At 62.9% G+C, this 14,821-nt stretch carries 11 protein-coding genes; 5 read left to right on the top strand and 6 right to left on the bottom strand.

Annotated features, from left to right (window positions below; all coding sequences use genetic code 11):
• Window positions 1-77: 77 nt before the first annotated feature.
• From lpxK to AB5Y95_RS09350, 3 genes are all read right to left on the bottom strand, one after another.
• Complete coding sequence (gene lpxK, locus AB5Y95_RS09360) at window positions 78-1,079, bottom strand: tetraacyldisaccharide 4'-kinase (protein ID WP_274181318.1); 1,002 nt, start codon at window positions 1,077-1,079, stop codon at window positions 78-80.
• Window positions 1,079-2,848: a lipid A ABC transporter ATP-binding protein/permease MsbA gene (msbA, locus tag AB5Y95_RS09355; protein WP_005302704.1), complete on the bottom strand. Its 1,770-nt coding sequence runs from the start codon at window positions 2,846-2,848 to the stop codon at window positions 1,079-1,081. Before msbA ends, lpxK begins: the two co-directional genes overlap by 1 nt.
• 132 nt (window positions 2,849-2,980) lie before the next feature.
• Window positions 2,981-5,272, bottom strand: a complete 2,292-nt coding sequence (locus tag AB5Y95_RS09350) for a DNA internalization-related competence protein ComEC/Rec2 (protein ID WP_368160712.1) — start codon at window positions 5,270-5,272, stop codon at window positions 2,981-2,983.
• On the opposite strand from AB5Y95_RS09350, the gene AB5Y95_RS09345 reads away from it, so the two are divergent.
• From AB5Y95_RS09345 to AB5Y95_RS09335, 3 genes are all read left to right on the top strand, one after another.
• Window positions 5,210-5,728, top strand: a complete 519-nt coding sequence (locus AB5Y95_RS09345) for a DUF2062 domain-containing protein (protein WP_011706585.1) — start codon at window positions 5,210-5,212, stop codon at window positions 5,726-5,728. The two genes, AB5Y95_RS09350 and AB5Y95_RS09345, sit on opposite strands and share 63 nt — an antisense overlap.
• The gene (locus tag AB5Y95_RS09340) at window positions 5,722-6,216 is read left to right on the top strand and encodes a DUF2062 domain-containing protein (RefSeq protein ID WP_005302707.1); all 495 of its coding nucleotides are present in this window, start codon (window positions 5,722-5,724) and stop codon (window positions 6,214-6,216) included. Before AB5Y95_RS09345 ends, AB5Y95_RS09340 begins: the two co-directional genes overlap by 7 nt.
• Before the next feature lie 123 nt (window positions 6,217-6,339).
• A complete protein-coding gene (locus tag AB5Y95_RS09335; RefSeq protein ID WP_368160710.1) occupies window positions 6,340-7,848 on the top strand; it encodes a helicase HerA-like domain-containing protein in 1,509 nt (502 codons plus the stop codon).
• A 77-nt stretch (window positions 7,849-7,925) separates the two neighbouring features.
• Here AB5Y95_RS09335 and AB5Y95_RS09330 read toward each other — a convergent pair whose 3' ends face one another.
• From AB5Y95_RS09330 to omp38, 3 genes are all read right to left on the bottom strand, one after another.
• Complete coding sequence (locus AB5Y95_RS09330) at window positions 7,926-9,116, bottom strand: amino acid aminotransferase (RefSeq protein ID WP_368160708.1); 1,191 nt, start codon at window positions 9,114-9,116, stop codon at window positions 7,926-7,928.
• Window positions 9,117-9,290: 174 nt separating this feature from the next.
• Window positions 9,291-10,232, bottom strand: coding sequence for a hypothetical protein (locus AB5Y95_RS09325; protein WP_368160706.1), 942 nt, complete (start codon window positions 10,230-10,232; stop codon window positions 9,291-9,293).
• 238 nt (window positions 10,233-10,470) lie between these two features.
• Window positions 10,471-11,520 (bottom strand): porin Omp38, encoded by a 1,050-nt coding sequence (gene omp38, locus AB5Y95_RS09320; RefSeq protein WP_126881508.1) that lies wholly within the window; start codon window positions 11,518-11,520, stop codon window positions 10,471-10,473.
• Between the two features lie 381 nt (window positions 11,521-11,901).
• Between omp38 and dinG the strand changes: the two genes are divergently transcribed.
• Together dinG and AB5Y95_RS09310 are read left to right on the top strand one after the other, a co-directional pair.
• On the top strand, window positions 11,902-13,974 hold the full coding sequence (dinG, locus tag AB5Y95_RS09315; protein ID WP_368160704.1) for an ATP-dependent DNA helicase DinG: 2,073 nt from the start codon (window positions 11,902-11,904) through the stop codon (window positions 13,972-13,974).
• A gap of 174 nt (window positions 13,975-14,148) precedes the next feature.
• Window positions 14,149-14,808 (top strand): DUF2057 family protein, encoded by a 660-nt coding sequence (locus AB5Y95_RS09310; RefSeq protein WP_368160702.1) that lies wholly within the window; start codon window positions 14,149-14,151, stop codon window positions 14,806-14,808.
• Window positions 14,809-14,821: the final 13 nt, after the last annotated feature.

Genomic DNA, 14,821 nt, shown 5'->3' with positions numbered 1-14,821 from the left:
GGCGATGGGTGTCGAACCAACCAGATGTTTCATGCGGGGCATGACAAACCCCTTCTCTCCCGCGCTGGCGAGCGAGATCAACCTTGTGCCTTGGTTGCGCCTTGCCCCTTCCCGCTCGCGCCCAGCTTGTGCAGCAGGGTATCGAGCAGGGAGGCGGGCAACTCGGCGCTGACCGGCAGATACCACCAGTTGTCGAGGGCAAAGGCGCGGCACTTGACCGCATCCTTCTCGGTCATCAGCAGCGGCTTGCCGGCAAAGCGGCCCACCAGCTCGTCCCGATCGAAGGGGTGGTGATCCCCGTAGGCCACCCGCTGATCCAGCTGGTAACCGAGCCCCTCGAGGGTGGCGAAGAAACGGGGCGGATGACCAATCCCCGCCAGCGCGTCTACCGGACCGGCCAGCGGTGTGGCCAACGGGGCCTCGTCGCGTACCCGACGGGGGGAATCGGCCACCAACCTCATGGGATACTCTCCCCGCCCCGGCTCGCCGCCGTTGCAGATGATGGCGTCCACTCGCTTGAGCCGGGTGACCGGTTCGCGCAGCGGCCCCATGGGCAGCAGGCAGGCGTTGCCGAAGCGGCGGGCGCCATCCACCACCACCAGCTCGATGTCGCGGGCCAGCGCATAGTGCTGCAGGCCGTCGTCGGTGATGATGATGTCCACTTCGCCGCTCTGCTCCAGCAAGCGCACCGCCTCGGCCCGCCTGGGTGCCACCACCACAGGGCAGCCACAGCGCCGGGCAATCAGTACCGGTTCATCCCCCGCCTGCGCCGTGGTGCTGGCGGCATCGAGCCGGTACGGGTAATGGGGCGCCTTGCCGCCATAGCCGCGGCTCACCACCCCCGGGCGATAACCGCGGGCCTGCAACTGCTCCACCAGCCAGACCACTACCGGGGTCTTGCCGTTGCCACCCACCGAGATATTGCCCACCACTATGACTGGCAAGGAGGCACGATAGCCCTTGCGCCAGCCGTGGCGATAGGCGTAGCGGCGGGTACCGCTGACAACGGCAAACAGCAGGGCAAAGGGGGCCAGCAACCAGCGCCAGCCACTCTTTGCATACCAGAGCCGCTCCAGCATCAGGCGTTGCCACCTGCGGTGGCATGACCGAACTGGATGGCGCGCAGCTGGGCATAGGTGCCCTGCTGGGCCATCAACGCCGCGTGGTTGCCGCGCTCGACGATATGGCCTTCATCGATCACCAGGATCTCGTCCGCCTTCTCGATGGTGGAGAGGCGGTGAGCGATCACCAGCGAGGTGCGCGCCTTGCACAGCTCGTCGATGGCCGCCTGGATGTGGCGCTCGGACTCGGTATCCAGCGCCGAGGTAGCCTCATCCAGCAGCAGCACGGGGGCATCGCGCAGCAGGGCGCGGGCGATGGCGATACGCTGACGCTGACCGCCGGAGAGCGACGCGCCGTTCTCGCCGACCACGGTGTCATAACCGTTGCTCATCTTGCTGACGAACTCGTCGGCGTGGGCGATGCGGGCCGCCTGCTTGATCTCGTCGAGGCTGTATTGCTCTTCCGCGGCGTAGGCGATGTTGCTCGCCACCGTGTCGTTGAACAGGTGCACGTGCTGGGAGACCAGGGCGTACTGCTTGCGCAGCTCGCTCAGGCGGTAATCACGGATATTGACGCCATCCAGCAGGATCTCCCCCTGCTCGATGTCGTAGAAGCGGGTCAGCAGGCTGGCGATGGTGCTCTTGCCAGAGCCTGAGCGCCCCACCAGGGCCACCGATTTGCCCGCCTCCACCTTGAAGCTGACGTTGTGCAGCGCCGGGGTGTCCTTGGTCGGGTAGGTGAAGGTGACGTTGCGAAACTCGATCTCGCCGCGGGCGCGCTCCAGGGTACGGGTACCGGTATCCTGCTCCGGCTCGGTATCGAGCAGGCCGAACAGGCTGTGGCAGGCGGTGATGGCGCGCTGGAACTGGTTGTTGACGTCGGTCAGGCTTTTCAGCGGCTTGAGCAGCATCATCATGGAGGTGATCATGACGGTGAAGGTACCGGCAGTCAGCTCGCTGCGCACACTGTCGATGGTGGCCACATAGAGGAAGGCCGCCAGCGCGATGGAGGCAACCATCTGCACCACCGGGCTGCCGATGGCATCGGCGGCAACCATCTTCATGGTCTGCTGGCGCATGTTGTTGCTGACCTTGAAGAAGCGCTTCTCCTCCACCTTCTGGCCGCCGAACATCAGCACCTCTTTGTGCCCCTTGAGCATCTGCTCGGTGGAGGTGGTGATGTCACCCACCGCCTGCTGGATGTGGCGGCTGATCTGACGGAAACGGCGGCTGATGAGACCGATGATGATGCCCACCACGGGCCCCACAACCAGGAAGATCACCGACAGCTGCCAGGAGTGCCAGAACATCAGGCCGAGCAGACCGATGACAGTCGCCCCTTCCCGCACCAAGGTGACCAGAGTGGTACTGGCGGCCGAGGAGACCTGACTCGCGTCATAGGTCACCTTGGAGAGCAGGTGACCGGTATTTTGGCGGTCGAAGAAGCTCATCGGCATCGCCACCATGTGGTTGAATACCTGCTGCTGCAGGCGCATCACCACGTGGTTGCCGACCCAGGCCATGCAGTAGTTGGAGAGGAAGTTGGCGACGCCGCGCAGGGCTACGATACCCAGCACGAAGAAGGGCATCCACTTGAGCACGGTCGGATCATTGCCGTTGATCCCCTTGTCGATCAGCGGCTTGATGGAATAGACGAAGGTGGTATCCACGGCGGCGTAGCCCAGCATGCCGATGATGCCGCCGATCAGGCCAAGCTTGCGGTCACGGACATAGCCGAGCAGACGCTTGAAGACAGGCCAGCTGTCTTGTGAGGTTTCTTGTTGCATGAATAGCCGTTAATAAGGGAAATGACGGGCTATTCTAGCCAAAGCGCAGGATTACACCAAGCATCGCCAGCGCATGTCCCTCGCCAAGGCAGGAAATGAAGACCGTTATGCCAGCCAAAGCCGGGTTGACGCTCAGCGCTCAGGCCAGAATGCAGGACGCCACCAGTCGCCATTGCGGCGAAACCAGGGTCCCTGCTTCCGCTCGGCACGGATCCGCAGCCCGTCCGGCGCTGGCTCGACCAGGATCTCCCCGTCCAGCCCGGTGACCCATTGCTGCGCCTCCCTGTAGCGAGCCACCACCTCGGGGCGGGGAAAGCCCCACTGGTTCATGAAGCCGGCGCTGTGTACCACATAGCGGGGGGCCACCGCCGCCACGAAGGGGGCCGTGGAGGAGGTGCGGCTGCCGTGATGGGGGCTTACCAGCAAGGTGCTGGCAAGCCCCTCCCCTTCCAGCGCCAGCAGCCGCTGCTCCGCCTGCCGCTCGATGTCGGCACTGAGCAGGATGCGCCGTTCCCCGTCGCGGATCTGCAGCACACAGCCGTCGTTGTTGTGACCGCCTCCCGGTTGCTGTGGCCAGAGCACCGCCATCTCGAGCCCCTGCCAGCGCCACTGCTGGCCACGCCGGCACAGGGTCGTGAAGCGGCCGAAGTCGAAGGAAGAGAGCTCGTGGCGTACCGGCAGAGCCTGCAGGATGGCACGCCGGTTGCCGGCGTGATCCCGGTCCTTGTGGCTGATGACCAGATAATCCAGCACCCGCACATCGAGCCGGTTGAGCAAGGGCAGGATCACGGCATCCGCCATGTTGTAGCCGCCTGGGTAGCGATCGCCGGTGTCAAACAGGATGCCGCGCTCACCCCCGGTGACCAGCACCGCCAGCCCCTGCCCCACGTCCAATACCCTCAGTTGCCAGTGGGTCGGCGCCGGCCAGGCCGCCAGCAGCAGGGCCACGCCCCCCGGCAACAGCAAGGGACGACCGCCCGGCACATGCCAGGCGCACCAGAGCAGGGTCAGCAGCGCTGTGAGCGGCAGCACCCAGCCCGGCACCGGCCACCAGAGCTGCCACTGGCTGGCCAACCTCTCCAGCGCCCACAATATCCACTGCAGGCCGACATCGGCCAGCCAGAACAGCAGGTGGGCCAGCTCCCCCGAAAGCGGCGCCAGCAACACCCCGACCAGCGCCAGCGGTATGATGCCGATGCAAAAGAGCGGCAATGCCAGCAGATTGAGCAGCAGCGACAACGGCGCTATCCCCTCGAACAGCGCCAGTTGCAACGGCAGCAGCCCCAACAGCAACAAGCCCTGCAAGCGGACGAGCCCGGGCTTGGCCTCCAGCAGGCTCGCCACCAGCAGCAGGGCCACCGCCAAGAAGGAGAGCCAGAATCCCGCCGAATAGAGGGCGAAGGGATCCCAGAGCGTCAGCACCACGAAGGCCCACAACCAGACGCGATGGGCCGGCCACTCCCGCCGTCGCCAGCGCAGCAGGCTCCACACCAGCACCATGATGAGGGCCCGCTCGGTGGCCACCGCAAACCCGGCCAGCCAGCTGTAGAGGGCGGCAAACAGCAGGGCGAGCAGAATCGCCCCCCGCAGTCCGAACAGCCGCCCCAGCCACCAGCCGAGCACCGCCACCAGCGCGATGTGCTGCCCCGAGATGGCGATGATGTGGGTCAGCCCACTGCCGCGAAACAGGCTCCACTGCTCAGTCGTGATACCCGCTTGCTCGCCGAAGGTCAGCGCTGCCAGCAGCGGGCCCTGGCTCAGATCCTGCCAGCTGACGGCGGCCCGGGCCAGCCAGCGCTCGCGCAGCCCCGCCGGCACCGCTTCAATCTGGATCACCCTGCGCAAGTTGCCGGTGGCGGTGATCCCCTTGCCGAGCAGCAGGCGCCGCCCGTCCATCCCCGCCTCGTTGGCCAGGCCGTGGGCCGGCTTGAGGGATACCTCCAGGGTCAGGCGACTGCCTGCCGTCATGGTGGGCAGCGCCTGGTAGGCATTGATGCGCACCAGGGGTGCCGGGGTGAGCGCCTGCTCATCGAGCCTGTTCACCCGCAGCACCAGCCGGACAAATTTATCGCCCTCGGGTTCTGCACTTTGCAGTTGTGCGGTTATGATGTGGCTCGTTTTTTTGCCAAGCTGATCCAGCCAGGCAAGCCGGTAGTGCAAATTCCCCTGCATCCAGAGGATGCCGAGCAGCAGAAACAGCAGCCGCCAGCAGCGGCAACCGGCGAGGGGGAACGCGAGCAGCAGCATCAGGCCACCCCATTCCCATGAAGGCAACCATGGCCAAAGCAGTGAGGAGCTTGCCCCGAGGGCAAACGACAGCAGGCGCAGATCCATGGTGCAAGTATTTAGCAAGGTTTCAATATGCCCAAACGACTCATACAACGCTGGCTGCCTGATCCGGCGACACTCAAGGAACACAAGCACTTGCGGCTGTTTGGCAAGTTGCTGCTGGACGCCAACCTGTGGCACCTCAATCGCCGCTCGGCGGCCGGTGCCTTCGCGGTGGGGCTGTTCATGGCCTGGGTGCCGCTCCCCTGCCAGATGTTGCTGGCGGCCGGCGGCGCCATCGCCTGCCGGGTCAACCTGCCGCTCTCGGTAGCCCTTGTCTGGCTCTCCAACCCCTTCACCATGCCGCCGCTGTTCTACGGCGCCTACCTGACCGGCTGTCAGCTGCTGGGGCAATCCTCCCAGCACATCGAGATCGAGTTCACCTGGGCCTGGCTGGTGTCGGTGTTCGAGACCGTGGCCCCGCCGCTGCTGCTGGGTTCGCTGGTGCTCGCCCTGCTCAGCTCCCTCATCGGCTACGCCCTCATTCGTACCTGCTGGCGCATCAGCACCGTGCGTCAGTGGCAGAAACGCAAGGTGGCCCGCGCATGCTGAATCGCTGGTTTGCCCGCTTCAAGATTGACCCCGATACCCTGCGCCAGCAGAAGTGGTTCGCCCTGTTTGGCGAGCGCCTGCTCGCCCCCGCCCTCTGGCAAGGGGGGCCGCGCGCCCTGAGCGGGGCGGTGGCTGCCGGCATCTTCGCCTGCTGGTTTCCCATCCCCATGCATTCACTCATCGCGGTCGGGCTGGCGCTGGCGTTCAGCCTCAACCTGCCGCTGGCGCTGCTGGCGGTCTGGTTCAACAACCCGCTGACCCTGCCCTTCATGTACCTCTACGCCTATCGCACCGGTTGTCTGGTGCTGCACAAGACGCCGGAGCCATTTCACCTCACCTGGACCCTGCACTGGCTGGAGCACGAAGCGGCCACCCTGGTGCCCCCCTTCCTGCTCGGCAGCCTGCTGCTGGCGGTACTGACCGCCGCCACCGGCGGCCTCCTCACCCTGCTGTTGCTGCGCCTCGGCAAGCTGGTCCGCCCCCGCTGATCTCACCCGCCTCGTCAGCCTCTGGCGCGCTGACGAGGCACTGCCTTGCCATCCCCGGCACCTGCCACCACACTCCTTGTAACCCGTTGTTTTTAGTCCCCCATTTGCCACAAGGAGCCCACCATGGCCGAACCGCTCACGCTGGCCCATGCCAGTGGTCATCCCCTCGCCCTGCTGCCAGCCATGGCCAATCGCCACGGCCTCATCACCGGCGCCACCGGCACCGGCAAGACAGTCACCCTGCAGGTGCTGGCGGAGGGGTTCTCCCGCCTCGGCGTGCCGGTCTTTCTGGCGGATGTAAAGGGGGACCTGAGCGGCCTTGGCGCCGCCGGGGCAGGTTCTGCCAAGCTGGATGCCAGACTGGCCCAGCTCGGCATCCCGGCCCCCGCCTTTGCCGCCAGCCCCACCCTGTTCTGGGATCTGTTTGCCGAACAGGGCCACCCGGTGCGGGCCACCATCTCCGACATGGGGCCCCTGCTGCTCGCCCGCCTGCTCGGCCTAAATGACACCCAGAGCGGGGTGCTGGAGCTGGTGTTCAAGGTGGCGGACGACGAGGGGCTGCTGCTGCTCGATCTCAAGGACCTGCGCGCCATGGTGCAGTTTGCCGGTAACAACGCCAAATCGCTCACCACCCGTTACGGCAACGTCTCTACCGCCTCCATCGGCGCCATCCTGCGCAACCTGCTCACCCTGGAGAGCGCGGGCGGCGATCACTTCTTTGGCGAGCCCATGCTGGACATCCAGGATCTGCTGCAGACCGATGAGGCCGGCCACGGCCATATCAATGTGCTGGCCGCCAGCAAGCTGACCCAATCCAACCGCCTCTATGCCTGCTTCCTGCTCTGGCTGCTCTCCGAGCTGTTCGAGCAGTTGCCGGAGGTGGGGGATCCGGACAAACCTGTGCTGGTGTTCTTCTTCGACGAGGCGCACCTGCTGTTCAACGACGCTCCCAAGGCGCTGCTGGAGAAGATCGAACTGGTGGTGCGCCTCATCCGCTCAAAGGGGGTCGGCGTCTACTTCGTGACCCAGAGCCCGGCCGATATCCCCGACAGCGTGCTGGGGCAGCTTGGCAACCGGGTGCAGCACGCCCTGCGCGCCTTTACTCCGAGTGACCAGAAGGCGGTGCGGATCGCCGCCAACACCCTGCGCGCCAACCCCGCCTTCGATGCCGCTGGCGTCATCACCGAACTCGGTGTCGGCGAGGCACTGGTCTCTCTGCTCGACGAGAAGGGGCGCCCCAGCATGGTGGAGCGCGCCTTCATCGCCCCGCCGGCCAGCCGCATCGGCTCCTTGAGCGACGCCGAGCGGCAGGCGCTCATTCAGGGATCCCTGCTGCACGGCCGCTACGAGACGCCGGAGGATCGCGAGTCGGCCTTCGAGCGGCTCAACGGGGGCAAGCTGACAACCACAAGCGAACAAGCCAGTAAACCGTCATCCAACGGGGAAGGCGGCCTGCTCGATGCCCTCAATGGCATCCTGTTTGGCCACACCGGCCCCCGTGGCGGCCAGCACGACGGCGTGGTGCAAACCGCCGCCAAGAGCGTGGCCCGCACCATCGGCAGCGAGGTGGGTCGCCAGCTGGTGCGCGGAGTGCTCGGCTCCCTGCTAGGGGGCGGCAAGCGCCGCCGCTAAGGCCTGAGCCGGAAAATGAAAAAGCCCGCCGGGTCTACCCGGCGGGCTTTTTACTGAACAGATGCCGATGGTGGTGCTTACAGCACCTTGGCGATGGCGTCGCACAGAGGATCTATGTTGGCACGGGTGATACCGGCCACGCTGATCCGGCCGGAGCCGACGATGTAGATGGCGAACTCGCTCTTGAGGCGCTCCACCTGATCCTTGGAAAGACCGGAGAAGGAGAACATGCCGTTCTGCTCGCGGATAAAGCTGAAGTCCTGGTTCACGCCGCGGGCTGCCAGTTTTTCCACCAGCAGCTCGCGCATCTCGCGAATGCGCACCCGCATGGCGGCCACCTCTTCCACCCACTCGGCATAGAGGGCCGGATCGCTCACCACGGCGGTGACGACGGCAGCGCCGTGTGACGGCGGGTTGGAATAGTTGGCACGAATGACGGTCTTGACCTGGGTGAAAGCCACGTCGGCGATCGCCTTGGTCGCGCTGACCAGGGTGAAGGCGCCGACCCGCTCGTTGTAGAGACCGAAGTTCTTGGAGAAGGAGCTCGCCACCAGCAGCTCGTCGTGGCACTCGGCGAAGATGCGCAGGCCTTCGGCGTCTTCCTCGATACCGCGGGCGAAGCCCTGATAGGCGAAGTCAAACAGCGGCAGCCAGCCGGCGGCGGCACTCTGCCTGGCCAGTGCACGCCACTGATCAGCGGTCGGGTCGATACCGGTCGGGTTGTGACAGCAACCGTGCAGCAGCACCAGATCACCAGCCTGCGCCTCGGCCAGAGACGCCTGCATGGCGGCAAAGTCGAGCCCCTTGGTCGCCGCGTCATAGTACTTGTACCACTTGACGGTCAGACCCGCCGCCTGGAACACGCTGACGTGGTTGGCCCAGGTGGGATCGGAGATCCAGATGGTCTTGGCGAGGTTGTTGCGTACCACGAACTCGGCGGCGATGCGCAGGGCACCGGTACCACCCGGCACCTGAGCAGTCTTGGCCCGGCCGCTGGCGACCAGCGCGGAATCCTGTCCGAACAGCAGTTGCTGCACGATGCGACCGTATTCGATATTGCCTTCGATGCCGAGATAGTTCTTGGTCTTCTCGTCGGTCAAGAGCTTCTGTTCGGCTTTCTTGACGCAGTGAAGAATGGGGGTGGCGCCGGTCTCATCCTTGTAGATCCCGACCCCCAGGTTGATCTTGTGGCTGCGAGAGTCGGCGCGGAAGGCTTCGGTCAGGCCCAGGATCGGATCCGCTGGGGCGGCAACAACCTTTTCAAACATGGTATTCCCTGTATTCCGTTGAGTTCGTTGGCTGGCAAAGCGTGTTGGCACACCGTCCGTGACACGCAAAACACGTGGCAAACAAAAGCGCCCACTGGCGAGCGCTTCGTCAACTCTTTATATCACCGTGCAAGGTGGGGGAAAACCGCTTTTTCGGCCGGATCTGCGGCAATCTCAACCGATGGCATGCCACTGTGGCGCCAACGCGCACACCTCGGCAGACAAGCCACCATTGGACTCAACCAAACCGCTACAAACTGCTAACAATGACTTGGGGATCCGGCTCGGCTCCCAGGGGCGGGAGTCAGTCAGTGGCAGGGCATAGGCCGTCATGATGGGAGCCAGCACGGTGGGCAGCCACCAGCTGGCTGGACGACCCAAACGCTGGGCCAGAGTCAGCACCCGATCCACCCCGCTCGGGTCGAGGGAGGTGAGATGACTCCACTGCACCTGAGGCGGCAGCGCGGCGATCACTTGCTGCAGCGCCTGCTGCGCCGAGGCGGGAGCCCAGATCAGCAAGCTCCCTGCCGGCAGCACCAGCTCGGCAAAGGCACCGACGCTGTCGGTGGTGATCACCCACAGCAGCTCCCCCTCCCCCCACAGGATCTTGCCGAGACTGGCCAGGGTACGCTCCGGCAACGCCACCTCGCCGAGCGCCTGCAGCCAGGGGGACGCATCGAGCAGGGTGCCGCCGCTGAAAAAGAGGCTGAACGGCTCGGGGGCACGCAGGCGCACCTGTTGATCCGAACAGAGCCGGATCCCCTTGTCTTCGAAGTCGATCTGCTCGTTGGGGGTAAAGCTCACCTCGCTCTTGCGATAGAGCGCGGCCAGCACCCGCTCGTTGACCTGCTCCGCCAGCTGCCAGCCCTGCCCATGGAGCCACTCCTCCGGGGTTGGCGGCGCCGTGGCCATCTCGGCCAGCGTCAGTTCACGGGTCAGGTAACGGCGACCGGCGGGGGTGAGCTCATAGTGGTGATTGCCCAGCGCCAGCAGCAGCTGGTTGTCCTTGAGCAGGCCCAGCAGGGGCTGCCACTGGCGGGCGCGGACCACCGAGGTGGGGTTGTCCAGCAGCTGGCGGGCCAGCTCCCGCCACTGCGGGTGACTAAAGTCAATCAAGCGTCATCCTTCCCTGTCTGCCGAACATCCTGCAACGAGCTGAATAATCTAGCGATTCGCTGGCCGGGAGCCAAGTACAGAAAAGAGACAACGTGAACTGACGCAAGTCAAAGAGGGCAAGGAGAGGTTGAGCAGCAGAGGAGAAGAGGAGAAGAGAGGCAATCCGGTGGAAAGCAGATAAAACAAAACGGCCAAGCAAGCTTGGCCGTTCATCAACTAAATCAGCGCAGAGGCTAGATTAGAAGTTGTATTGCAGGGCAACAGTCCACTCGTCGTCCATCTTGTCGATACCCTGGATCTTGTACTCGGTGTAGGCTTTCAGCTTGGAAGTGAAAGCGTACTGTACACCCAGCAGGGTTTCGTCAACCATGTCTTCGTAGGAAGAACCTGCGGTGTTGTCTTTACCTTCCTTGAAGTTGTAACCGGCCAGGAAGGTCCAAGCATCAACGTTATAGGAAGCCGCCAGCTCGTAGCCACGACCTTCACCCTTATAACCTGTGGTGTCGTTCTTCAGATCACCGTCAGTGTAGACACCAGCGAAGTAGAAGCCGTTGATGGCGTAGTGTGCACCCAGCGCCCACTCGGACTTCTTACCAGTGTTGGTATTAGTGGTACTTTCCAAATCGGAGTATGCATAACCGGCGTTCAGGCCCAGACCGAAGTCGAAGTCGTAACCGGCAGCAGCGGCGTAACCGTAGTTACGCTTGATGCCAGGGAATTCGGTAGTGAAGGAGTTACCACCGACATCAGACACTTTGACGGCTTCATTGTCATTGGTCTGATAGGACAGTTTGCCCTTGAAGCCACCGAAGGTGTTGGAGTAGATGATCTGGCCTTCTTGACGGCCGTCATAGAAGTTACCGTAGCTACCCCATTCGTTGAAGATATCGGTCGGTTCCAATACGTCGTAAAACGCAGTGTCGGTCTGACCGAAAATGATCTTGCCGTACTGGGTGCCATCAAAACCAGCATAGATGTGACGAGATTTGAATTTGGTGTCGTCAGAGTTTTCGGCAGCTACTTGCCACTCAGTCTTGGCGATTGCGGACCAAGTGTTGTTCAGCGCAACCTTGCCGGACCAGCCCAGACGGGAGGTACCGATCAGTTCTGCATCACCATGGGTATCAGCCTGAGTGAGAGGATTGGGGTTATTACTGTCACCGTAGTAGTTAGCCTGTACACGGCCGTAAACGTCAAAAGTGGTACCGTCTTTGTCATAGATCACTGCAGCGTTAGCGGCGGATGCAAACAGAGCCGGGATAGCAATAGCCAGAATTGTCTTTTTCATAGTTTCCAATGCCTACTGTAATTAAACACTAAGTCGTTGTTATTCCCTGTGTTAGCGATGTACTTTGCATCACTATGGCGCCGAGACTAGCACCGGGTTTTCCAATCCGCAATGAAAAAACTTGGAACTTTTTATGAAAAGCATAGTCACAGCGGAAAAATTGTGACCTGAATCCCACATTGTTTGCACGCCATGGGAAAACGTTTACAGCGATAACCGCTGGCAAAATTCGTCCGAATTGGTGATTTATCACACAATAACGACGACTCGCCTGATAAATAAAAGAGGAGGTCGGATCTGTGCGTTGCCACACACCTCGACCCAGGTTGCCGGTTGCAGGTATCCTGTCTTCCTTCACCCTGTGCAACGGTCATTTTCTTCATGCTGTCTACCCGTCTCAAAACCACCATTCGCAATACCTATCGGCAAATAGCCGATGGTTTACCCGGTTTTGTGCCGCGCAAGGAGCAGAATTTTCTGGTGGCCGAAATAGCCAAGACGCTGACCGGGGAGTATGACAAGCAGCGTCGCATCCTGGTGGCCGAAGCCGGCACCGGTATCGGCAAGTCCCTCTCCTATGCCCAGGGGGCCATCCCGGTGGCTCGCCTTACTCAAAAGAAGCTGGTGATCTCCACCGCCACAGTGGCGCTGCAGGAGCAGCTGATCCACAAAGACCTTCCCTTCTATCATCGCCACAGCGAGCTGCCGTTTCGTTTCATGCTGGTCAAAGGGCGCCAGCGCTACTGCTGCGAACACCTGTTGGAGCAGGCCGCGAGTGGCGGCGAGATGGCCAACTTCGAGTTTGACTTCGGAGCCCTCAGCAAACACAAGCCGTCAGACGCCGACAAGGATTGCTATCAGGCGCTGTGGCAGGCCTACACGGAAGGCAAGTGGGACGGTGATCGAGACAACTGGCCCAAGCCCATTACCGATCTCTGCTGGGATCGCATCGCCTCCGACCGCCATACCTGCAACAAGGCGCTGACTCATCATCAGCACTGCCCCTTCCACCGCGCCCGCAACGACATGGACGCGGCTGACGTGCTGGTGGTCAACCACGCCCTGCTGCTCTCCGACCTCACCATGGGGGGCGGCATTATCCTACCGCCACCGGACGAGTGTCTCTATGTGCTGGACGAGGCCCATCACCTGCCCACCATAGCCCGGGATCACGGCGCCGCCTCGGCCAGCGTCAAGGGTTCACGCCGCTGGCTGGAGAAGCTGGCGCAGGGGGCGGGCAAGCTGGCCAGAACCCTCAACAAGGAGAGCCTGCTCGATCCCCAGCTCAAGCTGCAGGACGCGCTGGCCTCCCTGCAACCGGATCTGAAGGCGCTGGAGCAGTGGCTCGCCGCCAACGACCGCTTGTTCAATGAAGAAAAACACCATCGCTTCGCCGATGGTGTCTTGCCCGACCCCTTGCCCATGCTGGCGGAGAACCTCAAGGAGGCGAGCAAGAAGGCGCAGCGGGCGCTGGACAGAATGCAGGGCGCCATCGGCGAGGCACTGAAGGATGGCGAGATCCGTCGCAAGGATGCCGAACCCCTGCTGGCGGAGAGCGGCTTCTATCTGCAGCGGCTGGAGGGTTTCTGCTCCCTGTGGGAGATGCTGGGGCGGCACGTGGCAGAAGGCAAGACGCCGCTAGCCCGCTGGATGGTCAAGAGCGATGACGGCGACATCTGGCTGCACGCCTCCCCCATCGAGGTGGGCTACCTGCTGGAGGAGTGGCTCTGGTCCAGGTGTCTTGGCGCCGTCCTGGTATCGGCGACCCTGACAGCCCTCTCCTCCTTCAGCTATTTCCGCCACCAGGTGGGGCTCAAAGAGCACGACGGTACCCGCTATCTGCGCCTGCGCTCCCCCTTCGATTACCAGAAGGCCGAACTCTATCTGCCCAGGATGGAGCACGAGCCCAACGCCCCCGCCTTTACCCAGGAGCTCGTCAGCACCCTGCCTCGCCTGCTGGCCGGCAAGGAGGCGAGCCTGGTGCTCTTCTCCTCCTACCGGCAGATGAACGAGGTGACTGTGGGGCTGCGGGCCAAGGGACTCTCTCTGCTGGTGCAAGGGGAAGCCTCCCGCAATGCCCTGCTCACCCTGCACAAACAAAAATGCGATGGCGGCCAGGCCAGCATACTGTTTGGCACCGGCAGCTTCTCGGAAGGGCTGGATCTGCCCGGTCACTACCTCACCAACCTGGTGATCACCAAGTTGCCGTTCGCAGTCCCCAACTCGCCGGTGGAAGAGGCCACCGCCGAGTGGGTCGAGAAACGAGGCGGTAATCCCTTCTTGCAACTGACGGTGCCGGAGGCGTCGCGCAAGCTCATCCAGGCCTGTGGTCGCCTCATTCGCAAAGAGGCCGATCGGGGCCGGGTCACCATCCTCGATCGCCGCCTGCTGACCAAACGCTACGGCAAGGGGCTGCTCGATGCCCTGCCACCATTTCGGCGCCGGATTGAGTAACGCCGGGGTTGACCAAGGTAGCCAACACCACTGGCCCGATGAGTTTGCATCGGGAAAGCGCGAGCCCAGACGCGGCAGAGGCGCCATAAACGCCTATTGCCGCCCTTGGGCAAACCTGCAAAAATGAGCCCCTGTTTTTCAGTGGGCACTCGCCTGACTGTTCAAGGAGATGAAATGAAACTGACTGTTCTGGTGCCAGCCCTGGCTGGTCTGTTGTGGGCAGGTAGTGCCCTGGCCGATTCCCAACTGGAAGTGAACAACCCCTATGTGGTGCAGTTGATCGATGGTCAATCCATCAATCCCAAACTGCTCGACAAGACCAACACCTTCCCCATCAAGGCCGGCAAACACCAGCTGGTCGTCGCCTTCGAAGGCAACTACTCCAGCCGCAGCGACATCAAGCTGGTCACCGCCGAGCCGCTGGTGATCAACTTCACCGCCGCCGACAACCAGAAGCTGGTACTGGACTACAAGAAGCCACGCAACGAATCCGAAGCCAAACAGTTTGTCAAGGAGCAGAAAGTCGCGCTCAAAGACAAGAGCAGCGGCCAGGTAGTCACCACCGAGCAGTTTGTGCTACCGAAGGTGGAAGGCTTCCAGCTGACCCGTGACTATCAGCAGGAGCTGCTCAACATGGGCAAGGCGTTCAACCAGCCCAAGACTGTCGCCGTCTCCACCGCTGCCGTCATGGCCGCCAACAGCGCCCCGGTTCAGGTCGCCCCGAGCAAGGCCCAGAGCAATCCGGAAGCCCTGACCCAACTGCAAAACTGGTACAACAAGGCCGATGCGGAGACCCGCAAAGCCTTCCAGATCTGGGTGATCCAGCAGCAGTGATTGCATCTGTTCG

Source organism: Aeromonas sp. R5-3 (assembly GCF_040908225.1).
Lineage (GTDB): Bacteria > Pseudomonadota > Gammaproteobacteria > Enterobacterales > Aeromonadaceae > Aeromonas > Aeromonas dhakensis.
The sequence above is the reverse complement of the archived record's forward strand: the minus strand, read 5'-3'. Positions and strand labels throughout refer to the sequence as shown.